Genomic DNA, 20,670 nt, shown 5'->3' on the forward strand with positions numbered 1-20,670 from the left:
TCGAAAGGGCCCCGGCGGGCGGGCCCCGTCGGGATCAGCCGCCGCAGCGGGTGCCGTCGGGCGGGACCGCCAGGGTGGTCAGGTAGGCGTCGACGAGGTCGGTGACGCACGCGTCCACGCCGTAGGCCGTGTGGCCGGAGATGTCGGCCGTGACCAGCACGCCCGAGGCCAGGTGGCTCGCCACCGCCTCGGCGTTGGCGAGCGGCGTGGCCGGGTCGCCGGTGTTGCCGATGACGAGGATCGGCGGTGCGCCCGGGGCGGTGAGGGGCGCCGGCACGGCGTCGGAGCGCACGGGCCAGGTCGCGCAGGGGAGCAGCTCGTTCGCGACCGACCCGCCGAAGCGCGGCGAGCGGGCCCGGGCCGCGTCGGAGAACCGCTGCCACTCGGCGGACGACGCGGGCGGCGGGGTGTCGGTGCACACGACGCCCGCGTAGGCGCCGTAGCCGCCGAGGTCGTGGTAGCGGTCCGAGAGCTCGACCAGGGCCGTCCCGTCGCCGTCGAGCGCGTCCGCGAGCGCCGGGCCGAGCCGCTTCCAGCCGTCGTCCGCGTAGCCGGTGTAGACGGCGGCCACCGCGAGCTCGGCCGGCCCCAGCGTGCGGCCCGGTCCGGCCGGCAGCGGGGCCTGCTCCACCTGCTCGCGCACCTGGTCGTAGGCCGCGGCGAGGTCGACCACGCCGCACCGCCGGGCGTTCGTCCGGCACCCGGCCACGGAGCGCTCGAACGACGCGTCGAACCCGTCGATCTGGCCCATGAGGAAGTCGGTGAAGCCGAGCGCGGGATCGACGACGCCGTCGAGCACCATCGCCCGCACCCTGTCCGGGAACATCTCGGCGTAGTGCTGGCCGATCTGGGTGCCGTACGAGAACCCGACGTAGTTGAGCGCGCCGTCGCCGAGCGCGAGGCGGATCGCCTCCATGTCGCGGGCGACGTCCACGGTGCCGATGTGGGCGAGCAGCGCGGCGTCGCTCGACGCGCACTCGCTCGACACGGCCGCCGCGAGCCGGTCCAGCTCCTGCTGCTCGGTCGGGGTGTCGGGATCGGGGTCGGCGGCCAGGAACGCCGACGCGGTGTCGCTGCCGCAGCGCACGGCCGTCGACCGGCCGACGCCGCGGGGGTCCCAGCTGACCTGGTCGAAGCGCCGCGACAGGGAGCCGCCGAACGGGTCGGCCGCGATGAAGTCCACCCCCGAGCCGCCGGGTCCGCCCGGGTTGGTCAGCAGCGTGCCGATCCGCTCGTCCGCGCCGCCGGTGGCGGGCAGCCTGGCCAGCTCGAGGTCGATGGTCGGCCCCGCCGGGTCGGCCCAGTCGAGGGGCACGGCGAGCGTGGCGCAGCGCGCCGCGGAGAGGTCCCGGCCGTCCGACGGCGGGCACGTCGCCCACTCCAGCGGTGCGGGCTGCCACGTCGCCGGCAGGCCGTCGGGGATCGTCGTCGTGGACGGCACGTCGGAGGTCTCGGCCGGTCGGTCGCCCGACGACATGCGGGGGAGCGCGGTGCCGTCGTCGCCGGCGCAGCCGACCGCGACCAGCAGCGTGACCGCCAGCGCGGCGACGGCCGGCAGCGTCCGACGGCCGCGACGGGCAGCGCCGCGACGGCCGGTTCGGGGGGCGGACGACGGCACCGGCTCACTGTACGGGGGCGCCTGCGAGCACCCGACCCGGGCAGCACCGCTGGTCATAGTCTCCTCAGGATGATCTTCGGAGTGTTCGCGCCGCAGGGTTGGAAGATGGAGCTGGCGGGCATCGAGGACCCCCAGGACAAGTGGGCGGTCACGGTGCGCACGGCGCAGCTCGCCGAGGAGCTCGGCCTCGACTCGATCTGGGTCTACGACCACGTCCACAACGTGCCGGTCCCGGCCCACGAGACCGTGTTCGAGTGCTGGACCACGATCGCCGCGCTGGCGGCGTCGACGTCGCGCATCCGCCTCGGCCAGATGGTCAGCTGCGCGGCGTACCGGAACCCGGCGCTGGTCGCCAAGATCACCTCGACCGTCGACGTCATCTCCGGCGGCCGGCTCGACTTCGGCATCGGCGCCGGTTGGTACGACCAGGAGTTCCGGTCCTACGGCTACGAGTTCCCGCCCGCCGCGGACCGGATCCGCTACCTCCGGGAGACCGTCGAGGTGGTCAAGCTCATGTGGTCCGAGCCCGACGCGACCTACGAGGGCCGCTTCGTCAACGTCGCGGGCGCGCAGTGCGACCCGAAGCCCGTGCAGGACCCCCACCCGCCGATCTGGATCGGCGGCGGCGGCGAGCAGCTGACCCTCCGGGTGGTGGCCCGCCACGCCGACCGCTCGAACTTCGGCGGCTCGCCCGAGGAGTGGGCGCACAAGCGCGACGTGCTGCGCGCCCACTGCGCCGACGTGGGCCGCGATCCCGACGAGATCACGATGACGTGGTCGCCCGAGATCCACATCCGGGAGACCGAGCAGGAGATCGTCGAGGGCGGCAGCCGGAGCTTCTGGGGTGAGCCGTTCGAGTCGTGGCGCGCCGGCAACCTGGTCGGCACGCCCGAGCAGGTGTGCGAGCGCATCGCCGAGTACCAGGCGCTCGGCTGCGGCGGGCTGGTGCCCTGGTGCTCGGACTACCCCGACGACACCACGCTGCGCCTCCTGGGGACGCGCGTCATCCCGGAGCTTCGGTCCTGATCAGCCGCTGGGGTCCGGGTCCGCACGGCGTCGGTGCGACCGGCGCCCGCTCACTCCGCGTAGCGGAAGATGATCTCCGAGACGCAGGCCGGCTTCTCGGCGCCCTCGACCTCGAAGGTGAAGGTCATCGAGATCTGCGACCAGCCGCCGCCGAGGTCCTCGACGCCGTCGAGGGTGGCGCCGAGGCGCAGCTTCGAGCCGACCGGGACGGGCGACGGGAAGCGGACCTTGCCGCAGCCGTAGTTCACGCCCATCTTGACGCCGTCGACCCGCATGATCTGGGGGAACAGCACCGGGCCGAGCGACAGGGTCAGGTAGCCGTGGGCGATCGGACCGCCGAAGGGCGACTCGGCCGTGGCCCGCTCCACGTCGACGTGGATCCACTGGTGGTCACCGGTGGCGTCGGCGAAGGTGTTGACGCGCTCCTGGGTGATCTCGAGCCAGTCGGAGTAGCCGAGGTGGGTCCCCACCAGCTCCTTGAGTCCTGCGATGCCGTTGACGGTGGTGGCCATGACGGCATCTTGTCAGCGCTCGCCGGGGACCGGCCAGCCCGGCCGGAGGGCACGGGAGGGCCAGCCCGGTGGGCCTCAGCGGAACCAGACGCGCTGGTACTCGCGCGACTGCTGGTGGAGCAGCAGCGCGACCAGGGCGTACACGAAGATCGCGTTGATGATCCCGCCCGGCACCAGGATGAACCCGATGTGGTCGGCGATCGGCACGCCGGCCTGGATGACGGCGATGATCCGGATGATGAACGGCAGGAACGCGGCGAGGAGGGCGACCTGGTAGCCGAGCTTGAGCTCGTTCGCGATGCCGTAGGCCCCGTACACGCAGGCGGCGAGGCTGCCGAGCAGCAGCACGGCGCCGAGGACCGAGCCGAGGATGCCGCCGGTCAGCACCGCGAGCAGCGCCCAGAAGGCGTCGAAGTAGAGGAGCCACTGGCTGACGACGAGGGTCTGGGGCAGTCGGGGGTTGTACCAACGACGTTCGGAGAGGGCCGGCATGGCTGACAGTCTGGCGGAGCGGGCGCGCGGTGTGGTGCTGGCCGGCGTCGTCCTGAGCGCCGGCGAAGGACGGCGGCTCCGACCGCTGACCGACCTCCGCCCGAAGCCGTTGTGCCCGATGGGCGCGACCACGCTGCTCGACCGTGCGGTCGCGCAGGTGGGCGCCGTGACCGGGACGCCGGTCGCGGTGAACGTCCACCACGGGCGCGACGCGATGCTGGCCCACCTCGCCGACCGCCACGACGTGCACGTGTCGGAGGAGGAGCCCGAGGCCCTCGGCACCGCCGGCGCGCTGGCGGCGCTCGTCGACTTCCTCGACGGGCGCAGCGCGCTCGTCGTCAACGCCGACACCGTCCACGCCGAGGACCTGCGGGCGTTCGTCGCCGGCTGGGACGGTCGGCGAGTGCGGGTGCTGGCGACCCCACCGCCGGGCGCGCCGGACGAGCCGTTCGGCCCGAGGAGCGGGATCGTCGCCTCGATCGCGCCGTGGGACCTCGTCCGGGAGCTGTCGGCCGAGCCGTCGGGGCTGTGGGAGGTGCTGTGGCGACCGCAGCTCGAGGCCGGCGCGCTGGACGCGGTGGCGGCGACGGGACCGGTCGTCGACTGCGGCACGCCGGAGCAGTACCTGGCGGCCAACCTCTGGCTGAGCGGCGGCCGACCGGTGATCGGCCAGGGCGCGGTGGTGCGGGGCACCGTCGAGCGGTCGGTCGTGTGGCCCGGCGCCGTCGTCGGCCCCGACGAGCACCTGGTCGACGCGATCCGTGCCGACGCCCACCACACCGTGCTCGTCCGCCCCGCCGAGATATAGGGGTGCACAGCGACAACCCTTGTCGCGATCCGGACCACAGAAACCCGACGGCCGGTCGACGGTGGCGTCAGGAGCGGCGGCGGGGTGGCGCGATCGGCTGCGCCTCGTGGCCGGCGCGCAGCTGTCCGCACGCGGCGTCGATGTCGGAGCCACGGGTGTCGCGCAGCGTCACGTTGACCCCCCGTCGCCGCAGGTCCTCGGCGAACGCGTGGACCCGGTTGCGCGACGAGCCCTGCACCGCGTACCCGGGCGTCGAGTTCAGCGGGATCAGGTTCACGTGCGCCCGCAGGTCGTTGGCGATGCCGGCGAGGCGGGCCGCGTCCTCGAACCGGTCGTTGACGCCGGAGATCATCGCCCACTCGAAGCTGAGCCGCCGACGGGTCCGGTCGACGTAGTCCCGGCACGCCTCCACCAGCTGGTCGAGCGGGTAGCGCCGGTTGATGGGGACGAGCTCGTCGCGCAGCTCGTCGTCGGCCGCGTGCAGCGACACCGCGAGGTTCACCGGCAGGTCGGCCACCGCGAGCCGGCGGATGCCCGGCACGAGCCCGACGGTCGACAGCGTGAGGTGGCGGGCCCCGATCCCGATGTCGTCGTGCAGCCGGTGCACGGCCGCCCACGTCCGGTCGTAGTTGGCGAGCGGTTCGCCCATGCCCATGAAGACGACGTTCGACACGCGACGGTCGCCGGCCTCGCGCCGAGCCTCGACGACCTGCTCGACGATCTCGCCGACGCCGAGCTGGCGCTCGAAGCCGGCCTGCCCGGTCGCGCAGAAGCCGCAGGCCATGGCGCACCCGGCCTGGGTGGACACGCACACGGTCGTGCGGTCGTCGTAGTGCATGAGGACGGTCTCGATGCGCGAGCCGCCCTCGAGCTCCCAGAGGAGCTTCACGGTGCCGCCGTCGTCGGTGGTGACGCGGGTGACCTCGGTCAGCGCGGTCGGCAGGTCGGACTCGAGCCGGGCGCGCAGCGCCTTCGGCACGTTGCTGAGCTCGGACGGGTCCTTGCCCTGGCGGTAGAGGCCGTCCCAGATCTGGTCGACGCGGTACGACGGCTCGCCGGCGAGCAGCTCGTCGAGCTCCGCCCGGCCGACGTCGTAGCGGGTGCGCTGCGACCCGGCGGCCATCAGCGGGTGTACGCCGCGTCGGAGTGGTGGACGACGAAGCCGAGCCGCTCGTACAGGCGCAGCGCCGGTGTGTTGGTGGCTTCGACGTAGAGCATGCCGACGTGCAGTCCCCGTCCGGCGAGGTGGGCCAGCCCGGCGACGGTGAGCGACCGGCCGAGCCCCCGGCCGGCCGTCGACGGGTCGGCGGCGATCACGAAGATCTCGCCCATCGCCGGGTCGTCGCCCGACGCCGGGTGCTCCCGCGTCCAGCAGAACCCGTCCATGCCCTCGGGGCCCTCGTGGACGAGGAACCCGTCGAGGCGGACCCAGGGTTCGGCCAACCGGGCCGCGAGGCGGTCGCGGTCCCAGCCGCCCTGGTCGGGGTGCCACCGGAACGCTCGGTTGTTGACCCCGAGCCACCCGTCCTCGTCCCCGGCGCGGAACGGCCGGACGTCGATCGGCGTGGTGGCGTCGACGACGGCGGCGGAGAGCGGGAGGTCGCAGCGCATCTGGTGGAGCAGGCGGACGAGCGTCCGCCCCTCGGCCCGCATGTCGGCGTCGACCTCGGCGGTCACCGGCGAGATCCACTCGGGCTCCGGGCGCACCGGCGCGGCCGTCCCGGCGGCGGCCGTGCCGTCACCGGGGGAGGGGAGCGCCTCGTCGGGGGCCATGGGATCGGAAGCTACCCTGCGCCGATGGCCCGGCCCCGTACACCCAGCGGCCGGGCGCGGGTCACGAACGAGCGGCTCGCCCTCGAGTACCCCGACGCCCTCTGCGAGCTCGACCACCGCAACGCCTTCGAGCTGCTCGCCGCCACGATCCTGTCGGCCCAGAGCACCGACGCCCGGGTCAACCTCGTGACGCCGACGCTGTTCGCCCGCTACCCGACACCGCAGGACCTGGCGCACGCGGATCCCGCCGAGCTCGAGCAGTTCATCCACTCGACCGGCTTCTTCCGGGCCAAGGCCCGCAGCCTGATCGGGATGGCGACGGCGCTGGTCGACCGGTTCGACGGCGAGGTGCCCGGGAGGATGGCCGACCTCGTGTCGATCCCCGGCGTCGGTCGCAAGACGGCGAACCTGATCCGCAGCGTGGCCCTGGACCTGCCCGGTCTGGTGGTCGACACGCACGTGCTCCGGGTGAGCCGCCGCCTCGGTCTGACCGACGAGCTCTCCGACACCGAGGCCAAGGACGCGGTCAAGGTCGAGATGGTGCTCAACCCGATGGTGCCGGCACGGGAGCGCGGCGCGTTCAGCCTGCGCCTGATCCTGCACGGTCGGCGCGTCTGCGTGGCCAGGGCGCCACGCTGCGACGCCTGCGTCCTCGCGGACTTCTGCCCCTCGGCGCACCTCCTCGCACCGGCCTGACCCGGGCGCGCCGTCCGGCGCCGCAGCGGGGGCCGGACGCGCTCCCGACGGCCGGCCGAGCGGCCCTCCGGGGCGGGCGGAACCGGTGTGGAATCGGTCACGCGAAGTCGTGGACAGCCCCTAGCGGGTGTGCTGAACTGACCCGCGCCAGGTTCCCGCCACCTGGTATCGGCGACCACTGGGCTCCCGCCGCCCGGGTCGCCTGCCCGACGCCCCTTCGGGGGCGTCGGGTGCTTTTCGAACCCGTCGGTGCCGTGCGACGACGTGAGCCGTCGTCTCGCGCCGGTCGGACCTCGTCGGGTCAGTCCGCAGGCGAGCTGCCGGCGGTCGAAGCGTGTCACAGTGTATCCGTATCCTCTCGAACATGTGTTCGATCGACCGGCCGGGGTGGTCGGAGGGCTGGAACCGCTCCGAGCCCGAGCCGGGGGATGGGTCGGCAGGCAGTGGGCGGCCCGGCGGGGTGACGGGCGTCGAGTTCGTGCCGCCGGCCGCTGCGAAGGAGCTGCTCGACGCCGTGCAGGCCGTCGGGGCGCTCGACCCGTCGACCCTCACGGAGGACGAGCGGTTCGGCCTGCTCGACGCGCTCGAGCACGCCGAGCGCGTCCTGACCGCGGCCGGCATGACCACGTTGATCGCGACCGAGGACCGCGGCGGGTTCGACGTCCGCTTCGGCATGACGCCGGGCGCCTACTCCGAGCAGCGCCACGGTCGCGACCGGCTCTCGTGGACGCGCCGGATCCGAGTCGGTCGCAAGCTCGCGGCCCACCTCCCGGAGGTCCACCGGGCGCTGTGCGAGGGCCGGATCTCGGTGGAGCGGGCGATGGTGCTGGCGAACGCGATCAACGTCCGCAACGCCTCGCTCCTCGGCGAGGCGCAGGCCTCGCTGCTGGACCTCTCCGAGCACACGCCGCGCTTCTCCGACTTCCTCGCCCAGGTCAGGGACCTCGCCGCGGTGGCCGACGTCGACGGGCCCGAACCCGAGCCGGAGCGCTCGAAGGGCAAGGTGTCGCGCACCGGGGACCACGTCGCGATCGTCATGGACCTCTACGGCACCGACGCCATCGCCGCCGAGCAGATGCTCGAGGCCGAGGTGGACCTGCTCTGGAAGGCCGAGCACGACGAGGCGGAGCGCATCCCCGACCTCGTCCCCCGCTCGCGGGCCGAGCTCCGCGCAGCCGCGTTCGTGGAGCTCCTCCGCCGTGGCGTCGCCGCTCGATCGGGCGGGTCCCGGCGGCCGTCGGTGGAGCTGTCGCTGGTCGTCGACGCCGACCGCGTCGACGACCTCCACCCGACGCTGGCCGCGGTCGTCGCGGCCACCGCCGGCGGCGACGAGCACCACGTGGAGGGCGACCACGTCGAGATGCCCGGGCGCTTCGCCGGGGTCACCGTGGCCGTCGCTGCGCCCGATGGCAGCCGTCGCATCCTCAGCCAGCAGCAGTGGCAGTTGCTGCTGTGCGACTCGTCGATCTCCCAGGTGCTGCTCGACGCGCTCGGCGAGCCGCTCGCCGTCCGCAGCCTCGACCGCTTCGCCGACCCGGCCATGCGACGGGCGCTCACGGCCCGCGACGGCGGGTGCGTGTTCCCCGGGTGCGACGCCGCGCCGTCGTGGTGCGACGCCCACCACGTGGTCGAGCACCAGGTCGGCGGCGAGACGGTCATCGTCAACCTGGCCCTGCTCTGCCGTCGCCACCACGGCGTGGTCCACCGATCCGGCTGGCGGATGATCCGCAGTCCCGACGGGTCGGCGGACGGCGGCTTCTTCACGATCACGACGCCGACGGGCTGCGCCATGGCGACCCAGCACCGGCCCAGACCGGGGCCGACCGGGACCCGACCGTCGGCACCGCCCGGTCGACCACCCGGGCCCGCCTGAGCAGCGCGGGACCCGACGCCGACCTCGAGTCAGTCCAGCGACTCGGCCGCTTCGAGCGCGCGCCGCAAACGACGCTGCGCAGCCTGCAGGTTCCGCTCGATCTCGTACAGGTCGCCGAGCAGGTCGTCGCGATCGGTGCCCCGCACGACCTGGCTGGCCTCGTCGACGCGGACGAGCACCTGGTCGAGCGTCGACTGCATCGAGGCCAGGTCGGCGTGGAGGCTCACGGCCCGATTCCTACTACTGGCGCGACGGGCCCCACCACTACCGTGAGCGGCCGTGCTCAACCGACTCGACCTCCGCGGCGTGGCCGATCCCGGCGGCTCCCTGCCTCGCCCGAGCGTGGACGGCGACGAGCCCGTCGCCGCGGTGCGGGAGATCCTCGCCGACGTCCGGGAGCGCGGCGACGGCGCCCTCCTCGAGCTCACCGAGCGCTTCGACGGCGTGCGCCTGGAGTCGCTGCGGGTGCCGGCCGACCGGATCGAGGCGGCGCTGGCGGCCACCCCGCCCGACGTGCGGGCGGCGCTCGAGCTGGCCCGCGACCGCATCCGCTCGCACCACGAGACGCAGCTGCGGCCCGAGGTCGCACACGACACCGACGGTGTGCACATCCGCTCGTTCCACCGGCCGGTCGACCGCGTCGGCTGCTACGTGCCCGGCGGTCGGGCCGCCTACCCGTCCACCCTGCTGATGACGGCGGTGCCGGCGCAGGTCGCCGGCGTCCCCGAGGTGGCCGTGTGCGTGCCGCCCGACAGGGAGACCGGCGAGGTCACGCCGGTCACCCTTGCGGCCGCGGCCGTCGCCGGGATCGACGAGGTGTACGCCATCGGCGGCGCCCAGGCGATCGGCGCCCTCGCGTTCGGCACCGAGCAGGTGCCCGCGGTCGACGTCATCTGCGGACCGGGCAACAAGTACGTCGCGCTGGCCAAGCAGGAGGTCGCCGGCACCGTCGGGGTCGCGGCCGCGTTCGCCGGACCGAGCGAGGTCGTGGTCGTCGCCGACGGCTCGATCCGGCCCGACCTCGCCGCGATCGACGTCATCCTGCAGGCCGAGCACGGCCCCGACGGCCTCGCCTGGCTCATCTCGTGGGATCCGGACGCGCTCGACGCGATCGACGCCGAGCTGGGCCGGCTCACCGAGGCGGCGCCCCGGCGGGCCGAGATCACCGCCACCCTCGCCGAGGGCGGCTACGCCGTGCTCGTCGACTCGCCCGAGGCGGCGATCGAGGTCGCCAACCAGGTCGCCCCCGAGCACCTCGAGCTGCTCTGCCGTGGGGCCGCCGACCTCGTCCCGCTGGTCCGCAACGCCGGCGCCATCTTCATCGGCCCGTGGTCGCCCGCCTCGGTCGGCGACTACCTCGCCGGCCCCAGCCACGTGCTGCCCACCTATGGCACCGCACGCTTCTCGTCCGCGCTGACCGTCGACGACTTCCTCAAGCACCACCACGTGATCACCGTCGACGGCGAAGCCTTCGACCAGATCGGCCCGGCGGTGCAGGCGCTGGCCGAGGCGGAGGGCCTCGACGCCCACGCCGAGTCGATCCGCCTCCGCCGGACGTTGCGCGCCGACGGCCTCCCCGGCACGACGGGAGCTCCCGCATGAGCCGCCCGACGGTGCGCGACGACGTCGCGCTGATGGAGGGCTACCACTCGCCGCAGGTCGACGTGCGGGTCCGGCTCAACACCAACGAGGCGCCCGAGCCGCCGCCCGAGGAGTTCGTCGAGGAGCTCCGCGTCGCCCTCGACACCGTGGCGTGGCACCGGTACCCGGACCGCGCCGCCACCGTGCTGCGCGCCCGGATCGCCGAGACCGAGGGCGACGAGGTCGACGGCGGCATCACCGCCGCGAACGTGTTCGCGGCGAACGGGTCCAACGAGGTGCTGCAGTCGCTGTGCCTGGCCTACGGCGGGTCCGGCCGCCGGGTCGCCACGTTCGAGCCCACCTACGCCCTCCACTCCCACATCGCCAAGGTGTGCGGGTCGACGGTCGTCAGCGGCGGCCGCCACGCCGACTTCACCCTCGAGGTCGAGGAGGCGCGCCGGCTCCTGCTGACCGAGCGCCCGACGATCACGTTCCTCTGCTCGCCGAACAACCCGACCGGTCGGCTCGAGCCCGAGGACACGGTCCGCCAGGTGCTCGAGGTCGTCGAGGAGGTCGACGGCCTGCTCGTGGTCGACGAGGCGTACGGGCAGTTCTCGCCGTGGTCGGCGCTGTCGCTGGTCGACGAGGACCGCCCGATCGTCGTCACCCGCACGTACTCCAAGACCTGGTCGGCCGCCGCGCTGCGGCTCGGCTACCTCATCGGCCCGACCTGGGTGGTCGACGACCTCGAGCGCGTCGTGCTGCCGTACCACCTCGACTCGCTGACGCAGCTGGCCGGCGTGCTCGCGCTCGACCACCTCGCCGACATGCGCCGCCGGGTCGCCCACCTCGTCGAGGAGCGGGGCCGCGTCGAGGCGGCGCTCGGTGACCTGCCGGTCGACGTGTGGCCGAGCGCGGCCAACTTCATCCTCTTCCGCCCCCGGGACCGCGACGGCGCCGACGTCTGGCAGGACCTCGTCGACCGCGGGGTGCTGGTCCGCAACTGCGCGTCGTGGCCCGGCCTCGAGGGCTGCCTGCGCGTGACCCTGGGCACGACCGACGAGGACGACGAGTTCCTCGCGGCGCTCACGGCCGCGCTCTCCTGAGCGCCCCGGCGCCGGGTCGGGTCCAACACGTGCTGGCCCGAGGGCCCGGGTGCGCGATCCTGTGTGTCGTGAACCCACCAGCCGTCAGCGAGACCTCCGCCCGGACGGCGTCCGCCGAGCGCATCACCAAGGAGACGAAGATCTCCGTGCAGCTCGACGTCGACGGCAGCGGCACCACCGACTGCCGCACGGGCCTGCCGTTCTTCGACCACATGCTCGACCAGCTCGGTCGCCACGGCGGCATGGACCTGACGCTGCACGCCGACGGCGACCTCGAGATCGACGCCCACCACACCGTCGAGGACTCGGGGATCATCCTCGGCGACGTCCTGCGCCAGGCGCTCGGCGACAAGCGGGGCGTGCGGCGGTTCGCGTCGATCCGCGTGCCGCTCGACGAAGCCGTCGTCGAGGCGGTGCTCGACCTGTCGGGCCGCCCGTTCCTCCACTACGAGATCGATCCGCCCGGGGCGAAGATCCTCGGCGATCCGCCGTTCGACCCCCAGCTCATGGAGGAGTTCTGGCGGGCGTTCGTCACCTCGGCGGGCATCACCCTCCACCTCACGATGGTGCGCGGTCGCAACACCCACCACATCGTCGAGGCGTCGGTGAAGGCCGCGGCGCGAGCGCTGCGCGACGCGGTCCGGGTGGAGGGCTCCGAGCTGCCGTCCACCAAGGGCACCCTGTGACCGACCGACCCGCGCCGCGCATCGCCGTCCTCGACTACGGCATCGGCAACCTGCGCTCGGCCGAGAAGGCGATGTCCCACGTGGGCGCGGACGCCGTCCTGACCGCGGACCCCCGGGAGGTCGAGCGCGCCGCGGCCGTCGTGCTGCCCGGCGTCGGCGCGTTCGGTCGGTGCCGGGAGGCGCTGTCGGCGACCGGTCTCGACGAGGTGGCGCTCGAGGCCGTCGCCTCCGGCCGCCCGTTCCTCGGCATCTGCGTCGGCATGCAGCTGCTCTACGAGGAGTCGGAGGAGTCGCCCGGCGTCACCGGCCTCGGCGTCCTGAGCGGCAAGGTCACGCGCCTGCCCGCGGGCACCAAGCACCCGCAGATGCAGTGGAACCGGCTCGACCCGGTGACCGAGTCGCCGCTGCTCGACGGCCTGGGGGAGCGGCCGTGGATGTACTTCGTCCACTCGTTCGCCCCCGAGGTCACGGCGGACGTGATCGCCACCTGCGACTACGGCGGCCCGGTCACCGCTGCGGCCCAGCACGAGATGGTCATGGCCACCCAGTTCCACCCCGAGAAGTCCGGCGCGCCGGGCCTCGCCCTCCTGCGCAACTTCGTCCGCCTGGCCGCCTCGGTCCCGGCCGGCGACTGACGCGACCCGAGCCCCAGAGCCCCAGAGCCCCGAGACCCAGAGATGGACCTGTACCCCGCGATCGACCTCCTCGACGGCCGCTGCGTGCGGCTCTACCAGGGCGACTACGACCAGAGCACCGTGTACGGCGACGACCCGGTCGCCCAGGCGCTCGCCTTCCAATCCGAGGGGGCGCCCTGGGTGCACGTGGTCGACCTCGACGCCGCGCGCACCGGCGAGCCCCGCAACCGCGACGTCGTGGCCGCCATCGCCGGCGCACTCGACGTCCCCGTGCAGACCGGCGGCGGTGTCCGCACCGCCGAGGCCGCCGAGGCGCTGTTCGCCGCCGGGGTCGGGCGCGTCGTCCTCGGCACGGCGGCGCTCGAGGACCCCGACCTGGTCCGCCGGCTCGCCGCCGAGCACCCCGTGGCGGTCGGGCTCGACGCCCGGGGCGCCGAGGTGGCGGTCCGGGGCTGGCTCGAGGGGTCGGGGGCCGACGTGCTCGACCTCGCCGTCGCCTACCAGGACGCCGGTGTCGACGCCCTCGTCGTCACCGAGATCAGCCGGGACGGCACGCTGGCCGGTCCCGACCTCGACGGCCTGTCGCGGGTCCTGGCCGCCACGACCGTGCCGGTGATCGCCTCGGGCGGCATCGGCACGCTCGACGACGTGCGGGCCCTCGCCTCGTTGACGGCCGGCGGCCGCGCCCTGTCGGGCGCCATCACCGGTCGCGCCGTCTACGAGGGCGCGTTCACCGTGGCCGACGCCGTGGCGGCGACCGCCGACCGACCCGTCGACGGAGCCCGCTCGTGACGGCGGTCGCCCGGGTGATCCCGTGCCTCGACGTCGACGCCGGCCGCGTCGTGAAGGGCGTCAATTTCGTCGCGCTGCGCGACGCCGGCGACCCCGTCGAGCTCGCGGCCCGCTACGACGCCGAGGGCGCCGACGAGCTCGTGTTCCTCGACATCACCGCATCGTCCGACGCCCGCGAGACCACCGTCGAGATGGTCCGCCACACCGCCGAGGAGGTCTTCATCCCCTTCACGGTGGGCGGCGGGATCCGCAGCGTCGAGGACGCCCGGCGCATGCTGCGCGCCGGCGCCGACAAGGTCGGCGTCAACACCGCCGCGGTCGACCGGCCCGAGCTGGTGTCCGAGATCGCCGAGGAGTTCGGCGCCCAGTGCGTCGTCGTCGCGATCGACTCGCGCGGCCGCCGACCCGGCGAGGACGGCGGGCCCGGGAACGGCCCCGAGTTCGAGGTGTACACCCACGGCGGTCGCATGCCGACGGGCCTCGACACCGTCGAGTGGGCCGCCCGGGTCGTCGAGCTGGGGGCGGGGGAGATCCTGCTGACCTCGATGGACCGCGACGGCACGAAGGACGGCTTCGACGTGCCGGTCACCGCCGCGGTGTCGTCGACCGTGAGCGTGCCGGTCATCGCCTCGGGCGGCGTCGGCACCGTCCGCCACATGGTCGAGGGCATCACCGAGGCCGGCGCCGACGCCGTGCTGGCCGCCTCGATCTTCCACTTCGGCGAGCACTCGATCGCCGAGGTCAAGGCGGCGATGGCCGACGCCGGCATCGCCGTCCGCCCGGTCTGACCACCGGGCCGGGCAAGGCCGGCGCCGCAGCGGGGTACGTTGCGCCGATGGAGCTCCGCATCTTCACCGAACCCCAGCAGGGCGCGACCTACGACCAGCTGCTGGCGGTCGCCCGGGCGGCCGAGGAGCTGGGCTTCGGCGCCTTCTTCCGGTCGGACCACTACCTGGCGATGGGCGACATCTCCGGGCTCCCCGGCCCGACCGACGCCTGGATCACGCTGGCGGGCCTGGCGCGCGACACGAGCTCCATCCGCCTCGGCACGCTGGTCACCGCCGGCACGTTCCGGCTCCCCGGTCCGCTCGCCATCTCGGTCGCCACGGTCGACGCCATGTCGGGCGGGCGCGTCGAGCTCGGCATCGGCGCCGGCTGGTACGACGACGAGCACACCGCCTACGGCATCCCGTTCCCGCCGCTGGGCGAGCGGTTCGACCGGCTCGAGGAGCAGCTGCAGATCATCGAGGGCCTCTGGACCACCCCGGCGGGCAAGACGTTCGACTTCGACGGGCAGCACTACCGGGTGTCCGACTCGCCGGCCCTGCCGAAGACCGTCCAGCGGCCCCGGCCGCCGGTCATCATCGGCGGGTTCGGCCCCACGCGCACGCCGTCGCTCGTCGCCCGCTTCGCCGACGAGTACAACGTGCCCTTCGCCGGCGTCGACGCGGTCCGCAGCCTGAACGAGGGCATCGACGCCGCGTGCTCCGCCGCCGACCGCGACCCAGCGACGGTGGTCCGCTCGGTCGCCCAGGTCCTGTGCTGCGGCGCCGACGAGGCGCAGGTCGCCCGTCGGGCGAAGGCGATCGGCCGCGAGGTCGACGAGCTCCGGGAGAACGGCCTGGCCGGCACGCCCGACGAGGTCGTCGCCACGCTCGAGGAGTTCTCCGCCGCCGGCATCACCCGCGCCTACCTCCAGGTCCTCGACCTCGACGACCTCGACCACCTGGCCCTCGTGGCCGAGCGCGTGCTGCCCGCCGCCTCGGCCCTCCCGGGCTGACCGCCTGTCGGTCCCGTGCGGCGCACCGGTAGCGTGTGCGACCCATGAGCGAGCCCGCACCCGAACCGGTCCCGCCGGCGGACCCCGCCCCTCCGGGACCGGCGACCGCGTCGGCGCGCTCGCACGAGAAGCTGCCCGTGCGGATGCTGAACGACCGCATCCTCGTGAAGGTCGACGCCGAGGGCGACCGGCGCTCGACGGGCGGCATCCTGATCCCCGCCACCGCGCAGATGGGGCGCCGCCTGGCGTGGGCCGAGGTCCGCGCCAAGGGCCCCAACGTGCGGGCGGTCGAGGAGGGGGACCACGTCCTGTTCAACCCCGAGGAGGTCTACGAGGTGGAGGTCCGCGGCGACACCTTCATCATCCTCCGGGAGCGCGACATCCACGCGCTGGCGTCCGAGCGCCTCGAGGCGGGCCACACCGGGCTCTACCTCTGAGCGGTCAGGACCCGTCGTCGGGGTACAGCTCGCCCATGCGGTCCTTCGTGAGACCGTTGGGGAGCTCGCCGAGCTCGACGAGGCGTGCGAGCTCGGCCTCGGCGACGTCCTCCGGGACGTCGGTCACCGGGTGGCCGCCGTACGCTGCGCCGATCTGCACCAGGACCGAGTGCCAGTCGATGAGCCGGGTGAGCTCGGGCCGGTCCGGCGAGCCGGTCACGATGGTGACGCCTTCGACGACGACCGTGCGACCGGTCGGTTCGAACCCCAGGAACCGGACGTCGTGCCGGCCGGTGTAGCGCCACGCCATCGAGGCGGCGACGTCGTTGGCCATCACGCCGAACTCGTCGAGCAGCTCGACCGATCCCGCGATCGGCAGCAGCAGGCTCCGGTCGGCGCTCGCCTCGTTGAACGAGGCCGTCAGGTCCTCGACGATGATGTCCCTCACGCTGCCCTCGTCGAACTCAGGCATGGCTCCTCCTCGCCTGTCCTCGTCGGCTGCTCACAGGACGCCGCCGTCGGGCCAGCTGGGACTGACGGCGACGACCGGTCCGACGCCGCGCCAGTAGTCGGCCGGCGGCGGCGGGATCGCCCCCTTCGGGGACCTGGTGCTGAGCTGGGTCGGACCACCGCGGACGAACGTGTGCAGCGCGTGGGTCACCACGACCGTCCCTCGGGGCCCGCCCGGCGTCGGGGGGTTGAACCCGTAGTTCGGCTCGGTCGCCTGCGGCTGCTCGCTCGCCGGCGCCAACGAGGCCAGCGGCGACGGCCGGACCGGGGTCCCCGCCGTCGGCGTGCACAGGAGGACGGTGACCTGACCGGTCGCACCGTTGCGGCGCCACGTCACCCAGCCCTCGAACCAGTTCTGGCTGCAGTGCCAGAACAGCTCGATCGGCCACGGGTCCTGCCGCCCGGCCCCCGGCTCGTCGGTGGCACCGATCCCGAGCGAGACCTCGCCGGCCCGGATCATCGTCCAGCGCATGATCTCGTAGACGTCGCCGGCGTAGGCGTGCCACCACGCCCACTGGCCGTCGCTCTGGACCATCGGCTCCTGGGGGTCCGCATCTCGCTTCCAGGTGCCGTCGGGGGCCTGCGTCTGCTCGAACCAGTGCTCGTTCAGGTGCTGGACCCGTGCGGCCGGACCGGGTCCCCTGCTGAGCTTCGGGGACGCGGTCCCCAGACCGACCTTCGTGGCGATCTGCGAGATCCAGGCTCCGGCGTTCGGGTGGTTGCGCCGCAGCTCGGTGAGCAGGACCGGCCCGCCGGGGCCCAGCACGAACTCCTCGATGAACTGGAACTGCGGGCCCTTCTCCACGTAGAACGGCATGCCGGGCATGGGGACCTCCGTCGTCTGCCGACCTCGCTCGACGCGTCGTGCCCGCTCCCACGCCGCTGACCGATGGTCAGCGTTCCTCTCTGCGGGGGAACGTAGCAGCACCACGGGTGCACCGGAAGCCCCCGATCGTCACGGCGCGGGCGAGCCGGTCAGCCCACCGCCGCGCTGACGCGGTGGACGGCGACCGGACCGGGCAGTCCCTTGAGGTCGAGCTTGCCGACCAGCACGGTCAGCCAGCGGTCGGGATCGAGCTCCCGGACCACCTCGTCACCGGCCAGTACCTGTCCGCCGTGGGCCCGGTCGCAGATCCGTGCGGCACGGACGACGGCCAGGCCGAACAGGTCGCCCTCGTTCTCGAGGGGCACGCCCGCGGCCAGGCCCATCCGCACCTGGAGGCCCATCTCGGGCTCGGCGCGCTGCAGCACGTCGAGGTCGTGCTGGACGGCGAGCGAGTAGCCCGCTGCGTCGTCGGCGTTGCGGAACCACGCGGCGATGCCGTCGCCGGTGTGCTTGAACTCGGTGCCGCTGAACTCGCGCAGCCGCCCGCGCATCAGGTCGTTGTGGGAGCGCAGCAGCTCGAGGAACGTCGCGTCGCCGACCTCGGCGTTGCGGCGGGTCGACTCGACGATGTCGGTGAACAGGATCGTCCGCGACAGCGGGCTCGGCGCCGCCGAGGGCCGGAGGGCGTCGCCGAGGCCGGCGACCCAGCGCTCGGCCCGCACGGCGAGCGCGAGGGCGTCCATCCGGTGGAACTCGTCGAGCGCGGCGCCGGCGAGGGCGCCGGCTCGCTCGGGGTCGGACGGGGCGATGACCTCGGCGCGGTCCATCGTCGCCCGCGCCGCCTCGACGGCCAGGCCCAGGCGGGCGGCCCGCTCGGCGGCGCCGGCGAGGCGGTCGGCGACGGCTGCCTGCGGCGCGTCGGGGTTGGTGTAGGCGCTGAAGCGGTCGACGAACAGGTTCACGAACGGCACGCAGCGGGTGCCGGCGTTGGCGACGGCGGTGAGCTCGCCGGCCAGCGACGCCAGGCCCTCGGCATCGCCGCGGTGGCGGGCCATCTCGGCGCACCCCGCCAGGGGGAGGATCGAGTTGATCGTGACCATCCCCTCGGGCGTGCGCAGCGTCGGGCCCCGGTCGTCGTCGGGGGCGAGCGCGGCGCGGATCACCGCCGAGGTGAGCCCGACGCCGCGCGCTCCGGTGGCGGCCCAGTCGTCGAGCGCCTCGCGGCTGCCGGTCCAGTCGCCCCGCACGGCCCGTGACCACGCGAGCTGCGGGAACACCATCAGCGGCCCGAACGTGTAGTCTGAGCGCTGCACGAACTCGGCCGCCTCGAGCGCCCGCTCCTCGGCGTCGTGGAACTCGCCCCGGAGGTTGGCGGCCCAGGCGGTGCAGGCGAGCGCGATGGCGTGCTCGGCCCAGTTGCCGAGGGTCGAGGACGCGGCGGCGGCGATCCGGGCCGCCGTGTCGCCGCCCTCGACGTCGCCCCGGAGCAGCAGGACGAGCGCGGTCCGCGTCAGGCCCCACAGGCCGACCCACGTGTCGCCGGCCTGGAGCGCGTGGTCGTGGCTCCGCCGGAACAGCTCCTCGGCGCGGTCGAGCTGCAGCGCACCCATGAACTGCAGGCCCTCGGCGAAGTCGACGAGCGCGAGGACGTCGGGGGCGTCGACGGCGAGATCCCGGGCCCGTTGGATGCACGCGAAGCCGTCGCCGTAGTCGCCGGCCGAGAAGGCGATCTCGGCCAGCAGCTCCTGGCAGCGGGCGCCGATCTCCGAACCGTCCGACCCGAGCGCCTCCACGAGCGAGTGCAGCTCGTCGATCGGGGCCCGCTGCAGGAGGTGCTCCGAGCCCGAGGTGAGGCGGGCCCGACCGAGGCCCAGCGCGGCCCGGGCCCACCGCTCGGTGTCGCCCGCCGCCCGGGCGAGGTCGATCGCACAGCCGTAGTGCTCCGACGCGGTCGGCGCGTCGTGGTCGTGGGCGGCGGCGTGGCCGGCCCGGAGCTGGAGCTCGGTCATCGTGTCGGCGTCGACGCCGATGCGCTCGGCCGCCGCGATCGCCCGCTCGTACGCCAGCGACGCGTCCGACCAGGCCGCGGTGCCGAGGCTGCCGTCGCCGACGGCGCGGGCGACGTGGAACACGATGCGCGGGTCGACGTCGTCGCCGCCGAGACGGAGCTGGCGGTCGACGAGCGCGATCGTGTCGGCGTTGCGGGGGAGGGCGTCCCACAGCGCGAGCGCGGTGCGGCAGTGCAGCTGGGCGCGGAGCGGGCGGGGCCGGGTGCGGAGCACGGCCCGGTGGACCTCGGCGTGGCGGAACCGGAACCAGTGCTCGTCGACCTCGATCAGCTCCTCGACCTTGAGCAGCCGCTCGACCGGGAGGTCGCCGGTCGGGGCGATCGGCGCCGCGGCGGCCTGGAGCGTGGCGGTCGCGCCCGCCGTGCCGAGGCAGGCGGCCACGACGAGCAGCTCCCGCTCCTCCTCGGCCAGCACGTCGAGCAGGTCGACGACCTCGTCGTCGAGCGTCCGGTGGGCGCTGCGCGACTGGTAGCCCGGCCCGTCGACGAGCACGCCCCGGCGCTCCTGCACGTCGCCGCGCGCGATGGCGCCCCGGACGTGCATCTCGGCGTGCAGGGGCCGGCCGCCGGTCGCCGAGTGGACCGCCCGGAGGAGCCGCGGCGACGGCCGCACCCCGAACCGGTCCGACAGGATCTGGCCCAGCGCCGCCTCGGACGGCGCCTGCAGGAGGAGGTGCCGGCTGCCAGGGTAGCGCCGCAGCGACGCCAGCCGCGTGCTCGTCCCGACGGCGTCCTCCGCGACGCGACCGGCCATGACGACGAACAGCGGCAGGGGCCCGTCGCCGCCGGCCTGGACGAGCCCGGCGAGCAGCAGCCCGAGCAGGTCGATCGACGGTCGGTCCGCCCACTGGAGGTCGTCGAGCCCGATGGCGACGGGGCGCTCGCGCGCCGCGTCGACGAGCGCCCGCGCCGTGCCGGTGAACAGCTCGGCCATCGTCCGCTCCGGCGACCGCCGCTCGACGTCGTCGACCGCGTCGAGGCCCCGGTCGGGGAGGGCGTCGGGCGGCAGGACCGGCCGCAGCGCCTCGACGACGCCCCGGTGGGCGACGTCGGCGGGCTGGAAGGTGCCCCGGCCGACGACGGCGCCGCGGGCGGCCGCCAGGTCGAGCGTCGAGCGCAGCAGCGTCGTCTTGCCGACGTCGGCCTCGCCCTCGACGAGCAGGACGCGCATCCGCCCGCCGATCGCCTCTCCGAGCCACCGCTCGCAGAGGTGGAGCTCCTCGTAGCGGCCAGACGGTCGCGCGGGACCGTCGGGGTCGGTCGCGTCCATGGTCCTCCCGTCCCGCGTGGCGCGTCGGGACGTCCCTTCCGGGTCGGAGCCTACGCCTGCGACCTGCGGGCGCCACCACCTCGTTCCCCGCGCCCGTCCCGACCGGTGGGGCGGCCGATCCGGACGGGCTCCGCCGTGCGGATGTCGTTTCGAGCCGCCGGTTCGCCCCTCCTACGATGGC

At 74.3% G+C, this 20,670-nt stretch carries 21 protein-coding genes; 12 read left to right on the top strand and 9 right to left on the bottom strand.

Features of this window, described 5'->3' with window-relative positions; genetic code table 11:
• Positions 1 to 34 precede the first annotated feature (34 nt).
• Positions 35 to 1,618, bottom strand: coding sequence for an alpha/beta hydrolase (locus LH044_RS00405; RefSeq protein ID WP_227757819.1), 1,584 nt, complete (start codon positions 1,616 to 1,618; stop codon positions 35 to 37).
• Between the two features lie 69 nt (positions 1,619 to 1,687).
• On the opposite strand from LH044_RS00405, the gene LH044_RS00410 reads away from it, so the two are divergent.
• On the top strand, positions 1,688 to 2,644 hold the full coding sequence (locus LH044_RS00410) for an LLM class F420-dependent oxidoreductase (protein WP_227757820.1): 957 nt from the start codon (positions 1,688 to 1,690) through the stop codon (positions 2,642 to 2,644).
• A gap of 50 nt (positions 2,645 to 2,694) precedes the next feature.
• Here LH044_RS00410 and LH044_RS00415 read toward each other — a convergent pair whose 3' ends face one another.
• Both LH044_RS00415 and LH044_RS00420 read right to left on the bottom strand, forming a co-directional pair.
• On the bottom strand, positions 2,695 to 3,156 hold the full coding sequence (locus LH044_RS00415; protein ID WP_227757821.1) for a MaoC family dehydratase: 462 nt from the start codon (positions 3,154 to 3,156) through the stop codon (positions 2,695 to 2,697).
• Between the two features lie 75 nt (positions 3,157 to 3,231).
• Positions 3,232 to 3,648 (bottom strand): hypothetical protein, encoded by a 417-nt coding sequence (locus LH044_RS00420; RefSeq protein ID WP_227757822.1) that lies wholly within the window; start codon positions 3,646 to 3,648, stop codon positions 3,232 to 3,234.
• Between LH044_RS00420 and LH044_RS00425 the strand changes: the two genes are divergently transcribed.
• Positions 3,647 to 4,456 carry a nucleotidyltransferase family protein gene (locus LH044_RS00425; RefSeq protein ID WP_227757823.1) on the top strand — a complete coding sequence of 270 codons (810 nt, stop codon included), beginning with the start codon at positions 3,647 to 3,649 and terminating at the stop codon, positions 4,454 to 4,456. The two genes, LH044_RS00420 and LH044_RS00425, sit on opposite strands and share 2 nt — an antisense overlap.
• 67 nt (positions 4,457 to 4,523) lie before the next feature.
• On the opposite strand, the gene rlmN is transcribed toward LH044_RS00425, so the two are convergent.
• Entirely contained in the window at positions 4,524 to 5,579 is a 1,056-nt protein-coding gene (gene rlmN, locus LH044_RS00430; protein WP_227757824.1) for a dual-specificity RNA methyltransferase RlmN, read from the bottom strand.
• Positions 5,579 to 6,229 carry a mycothiol synthase gene (gene mshD / locus LH044_RS00435; protein ID WP_227757825.1) on the bottom strand — a complete coding sequence of 217 codons (651 nt, stop codon included), beginning with the start codon at positions 6,227 to 6,229 and terminating at the stop codon, positions 5,579 to 5,581. Before mshD ends, rlmN begins: the two co-directional genes overlap by 1 nt.
• A gap of 24 nt (positions 6,230 to 6,253) precedes the next feature.
• Between mshD and nth the strand changes: the two genes are divergently transcribed.
• Both nth and LH044_RS00445 read left to right on the top strand, forming a co-directional pair.
• Positions 6,254 to 6,925, top strand: coding sequence for an endonuclease III (gene nth / locus LH044_RS00440; protein WP_227757826.1), 672 nt, complete (start codon positions 6,254 to 6,256; stop codon positions 6,923 to 6,925).
• Between the two features lie 364 nt (positions 6,926 to 7,289).
• Positions 7,290 to 8,798, top strand: a complete 1,509-nt coding sequence (locus LH044_RS00445; protein ID WP_227757827.1) for an HNH endonuclease signature motif containing protein — start codon at positions 7,290 to 7,292, stop codon at positions 8,796 to 8,798.
• Positions 8,799 to 8,827: 29 nt separating this feature from the next.
• Here the strand turns inward: LH044_RS00445 and LH044_RS00450 are convergent, their stop codons facing one another.
• Complete coding sequence (locus LH044_RS00450; protein ID WP_227757828.1) at positions 8,828 to 9,025, bottom strand: hypothetical protein; 198 nt, start codon at positions 9,023 to 9,025, stop codon at positions 8,828 to 8,830.
• Positions 9,026 to 9,077: 52 nt separating this feature from the next.
• Here LH044_RS00450 and hisD point away from each other — a divergent pair, with 52 nt between their 5' ends.
• The 8 genes from hisD (at position 9,078) to LH044_RS00490 (ending at position 15,815) form a co-directional block, all read left to right on the top strand.
• Entirely contained in the window at positions 9,078 to 10,400 is a 1,323-nt protein-coding gene (gene hisD, locus LH044_RS00455; RefSeq protein ID WP_227757829.1) for a histidinol dehydrogenase, read from the top strand.
• The gene (hisC, locus tag LH044_RS00460) at positions 10,397 to 11,485 is read left to right on the top strand and encodes a histidinol-phosphate transaminase (RefSeq protein WP_227757830.1); all 1,089 of its coding nucleotides are present in this window, start codon (positions 10,397 to 10,399) and stop codon (positions 11,483 to 11,485) included. The genes hisD and hisC overlap by 4 nt, the downstream gene beginning before the upstream one ends.
• Before the next feature lie 68 nt (positions 11,486 to 11,553).
• Positions 11,554 to 12,171, top strand: a complete 618-nt coding sequence (gene hisB / locus LH044_RS00465; protein WP_227757831.1) for an imidazoleglycerol-phosphate dehydratase HisB — start codon at positions 11,554 to 11,556, stop codon at positions 12,169 to 12,171.
• Positions 12,168 to 12,806 (top strand): imidazole glycerol phosphate synthase subunit HisH, encoded by a 639-nt coding sequence (gene hisH, locus LH044_RS00470; protein ID WP_227757832.1) that lies wholly within the window; start codon positions 12,168 to 12,170, stop codon positions 12,804 to 12,806. The genes hisB and hisH overlap by 4 nt, the downstream gene beginning before the upstream one ends.
• A 42-nt stretch (positions 12,807 to 12,848) precedes the next feature.
• Positions 12,849 to 13,598, top strand: a complete 750-nt coding sequence (hisA, locus tag LH044_RS00475) for a 1-(5-phosphoribosyl)-5-[(5-phosphoribosylamino)methylideneamino]imidazole-4-carboxamide isomerase (RefSeq protein ID WP_227757833.1) — start codon at positions 12,849 to 12,851, stop codon at positions 13,596 to 13,598.
• On the top strand, positions 13,595 to 14,386 hold the full coding sequence (gene hisF / locus LH044_RS00480) for an imidazole glycerol phosphate synthase subunit HisF (RefSeq protein ID WP_227757834.1): 792 nt from the start codon (positions 13,595 to 13,597) through the stop codon (positions 14,384 to 14,386). Before hisA ends, hisF begins: the two co-directional genes overlap by 4 nt.
• A 47-nt stretch (positions 14,387 to 14,433) precedes the next feature.
• Positions 14,434 to 15,378, top strand: a complete 945-nt coding sequence (locus LH044_RS00485) for an LLM class F420-dependent oxidoreductase (protein WP_227757835.1) — start codon at positions 14,434 to 14,436, stop codon at positions 15,376 to 15,378.
• 143 nt (positions 15,379 to 15,521) lie between these two features.
• The gene (locus LH044_RS00490) at positions 15,522 to 15,815 is read left to right on the top strand and encodes a GroES family chaperonin (RefSeq protein ID WP_374210655.1); all 294 of its coding nucleotides are present in this window, start codon (positions 15,522 to 15,524) and stop codon (positions 15,813 to 15,815) included.
• Between the two features lie 4 nt (positions 15,816 to 15,819).
• Here LH044_RS00490 and LH044_RS00495 read toward each other — a convergent pair whose 3' ends face one another.
• From LH044_RS00495 to LH044_RS00505, 3 genes are all read right to left on the bottom strand, one after another.
• A complete protein-coding gene (locus LH044_RS00495; protein WP_227757837.1) occupies positions 15,820 to 16,287 on the bottom strand; it encodes a hypothetical protein in 468 nt (155 codons plus the stop codon).
• Positions 16,288 to 16,317: 30 nt separating this feature from the next.
• The gene (locus tag LH044_RS00500; RefSeq protein WP_227757838.1) at positions 16,318 to 17,151 is read right to left on the bottom strand and encodes a hypothetical protein; all 834 of its coding nucleotides are present in this window, start codon (positions 17,149 to 17,151) and stop codon (positions 16,318 to 16,320) included.
• A 149-nt stretch (positions 17,152 to 17,300) separates the two neighbouring features.
• A complete protein-coding gene (locus LH044_RS00505) occupies positions 17,301 to 20,489 on the bottom strand; it encodes an AAA family ATPase (protein ID WP_227757839.1) in 3,189 nt (1,062 codons plus the stop codon).
• Between the last annotated feature and the right edge of the window lie 181 nt (positions 20,490 to 20,670).

Origin of the sequence: Dermatobacter hominis, assembly GCF_020715685.1 — a bacterium.
Lineage (GTDB): Bacteria > Actinomycetota > Acidimicrobiia > Acidimicrobiales > Microtrichaceae > Dermatobacter > Dermatobacter hominis.

Excerpts from the sequence above, each read along its gene's own strand:
- LH044_RS00410 (WP_227757820.1), top strand. The coding sequence starts at position 1,688 with ATGATCTTCGGAGTGTTCGCGCCGCAGGGTTGGAAGATGGAGCTGGCG.
- LH044_RS00415 (WP_227757821.1), bottom strand. The coding sequence starts at position 3,156 with ATGGCCACCACCGTCAACGGCATCGCAGGACTCAAGGAGCTGGTGGGG.
- LH044_RS00425 (WP_227757823.1), top strand. The coding sequence starts at position 3,647 with ATGGCTGACAGTCTGGCGGAGCGGGCGCGCGGTGTGGTGCTGGCCGGC.
- LH044_RS00420 (WP_227757822.1), bottom strand. The coding sequence starts at position 3,648 with ATGCCGGCCCTCTCCGAACGTCGTTGGTACAACCCCCGACTGCCCCAG.
- rlmN (WP_227757824.1), bottom strand. The coding sequence starts at position 5,579 with ATGGCCGCCGGGTCGCAGCGCACCCGCTACGACGTCGGCCGGGCGGAG.
- mshD (WP_227757825.1), bottom strand. The coding sequence starts at position 6,229 with ATGGCCCCCGACGAGGCGCTCCCCTCCCCCGGTGACGGCACGGCCGCC.
- nth (WP_227757826.1), top strand. The coding sequence starts at position 6,254 with ATGGCCCGGCCCCGTACACCCAGCGGCCGGGCGCGGGTCACGAACGAG.
- LH044_RS00445 (WP_227757827.1), top strand. The coding sequence starts at position 7,290 with ATGTGTTCGATCGACCGGCCGGGGTGGTCGGAGGGCTGGAACCGCTCC.
- hisC (WP_227757830.1), top strand. The coding sequence starts at position 10,397 with ATGAGCCGCCCGACGGTGCGCGACGACGTCGCGCTGATGGAGGGCTAC.
- hisA (WP_227757833.1), top strand. The coding sequence starts at position 12,849 with ATGGACCTGTACCCCGCGATCGACCTCCTCGACGGCCGCTGCGTGCGG.
- LH044_RS00485 (WP_227757835.1), top strand. The coding sequence starts at position 14,434 with ATGGAGCTCCGCATCTTCACCGAACCCCAGCAGGGCGCGACCTACGAC.
- LH044_RS00490 (WP_374210655.1), top strand. The coding sequence starts at position 15,522 with ATGCTGAACGACCGCATCCTCGTGAAGGTCGACGCCGAGGGCGACCGG.
- LH044_RS00495 (WP_227757837.1), bottom strand. The coding sequence starts at position 16,287 with ATGCCTGAGTTCGACGAGGGCAGCGTGAGGGACATCATCGTCGAGGAC.
- LH044_RS00500 (WP_227757838.1), bottom strand. The coding sequence starts at position 17,151 with ATGCCCGGCATGCCGTTCTACGTGGAGAAGGGCCCGCAGTTCCAGTTC.
- LH044_RS00505 (WP_227757839.1), bottom strand. The coding sequence starts at position 20,489 with ATGGACGCGACCGACCCCGACGGTCCCGCGCGACCGTCTGGCCGCTAC.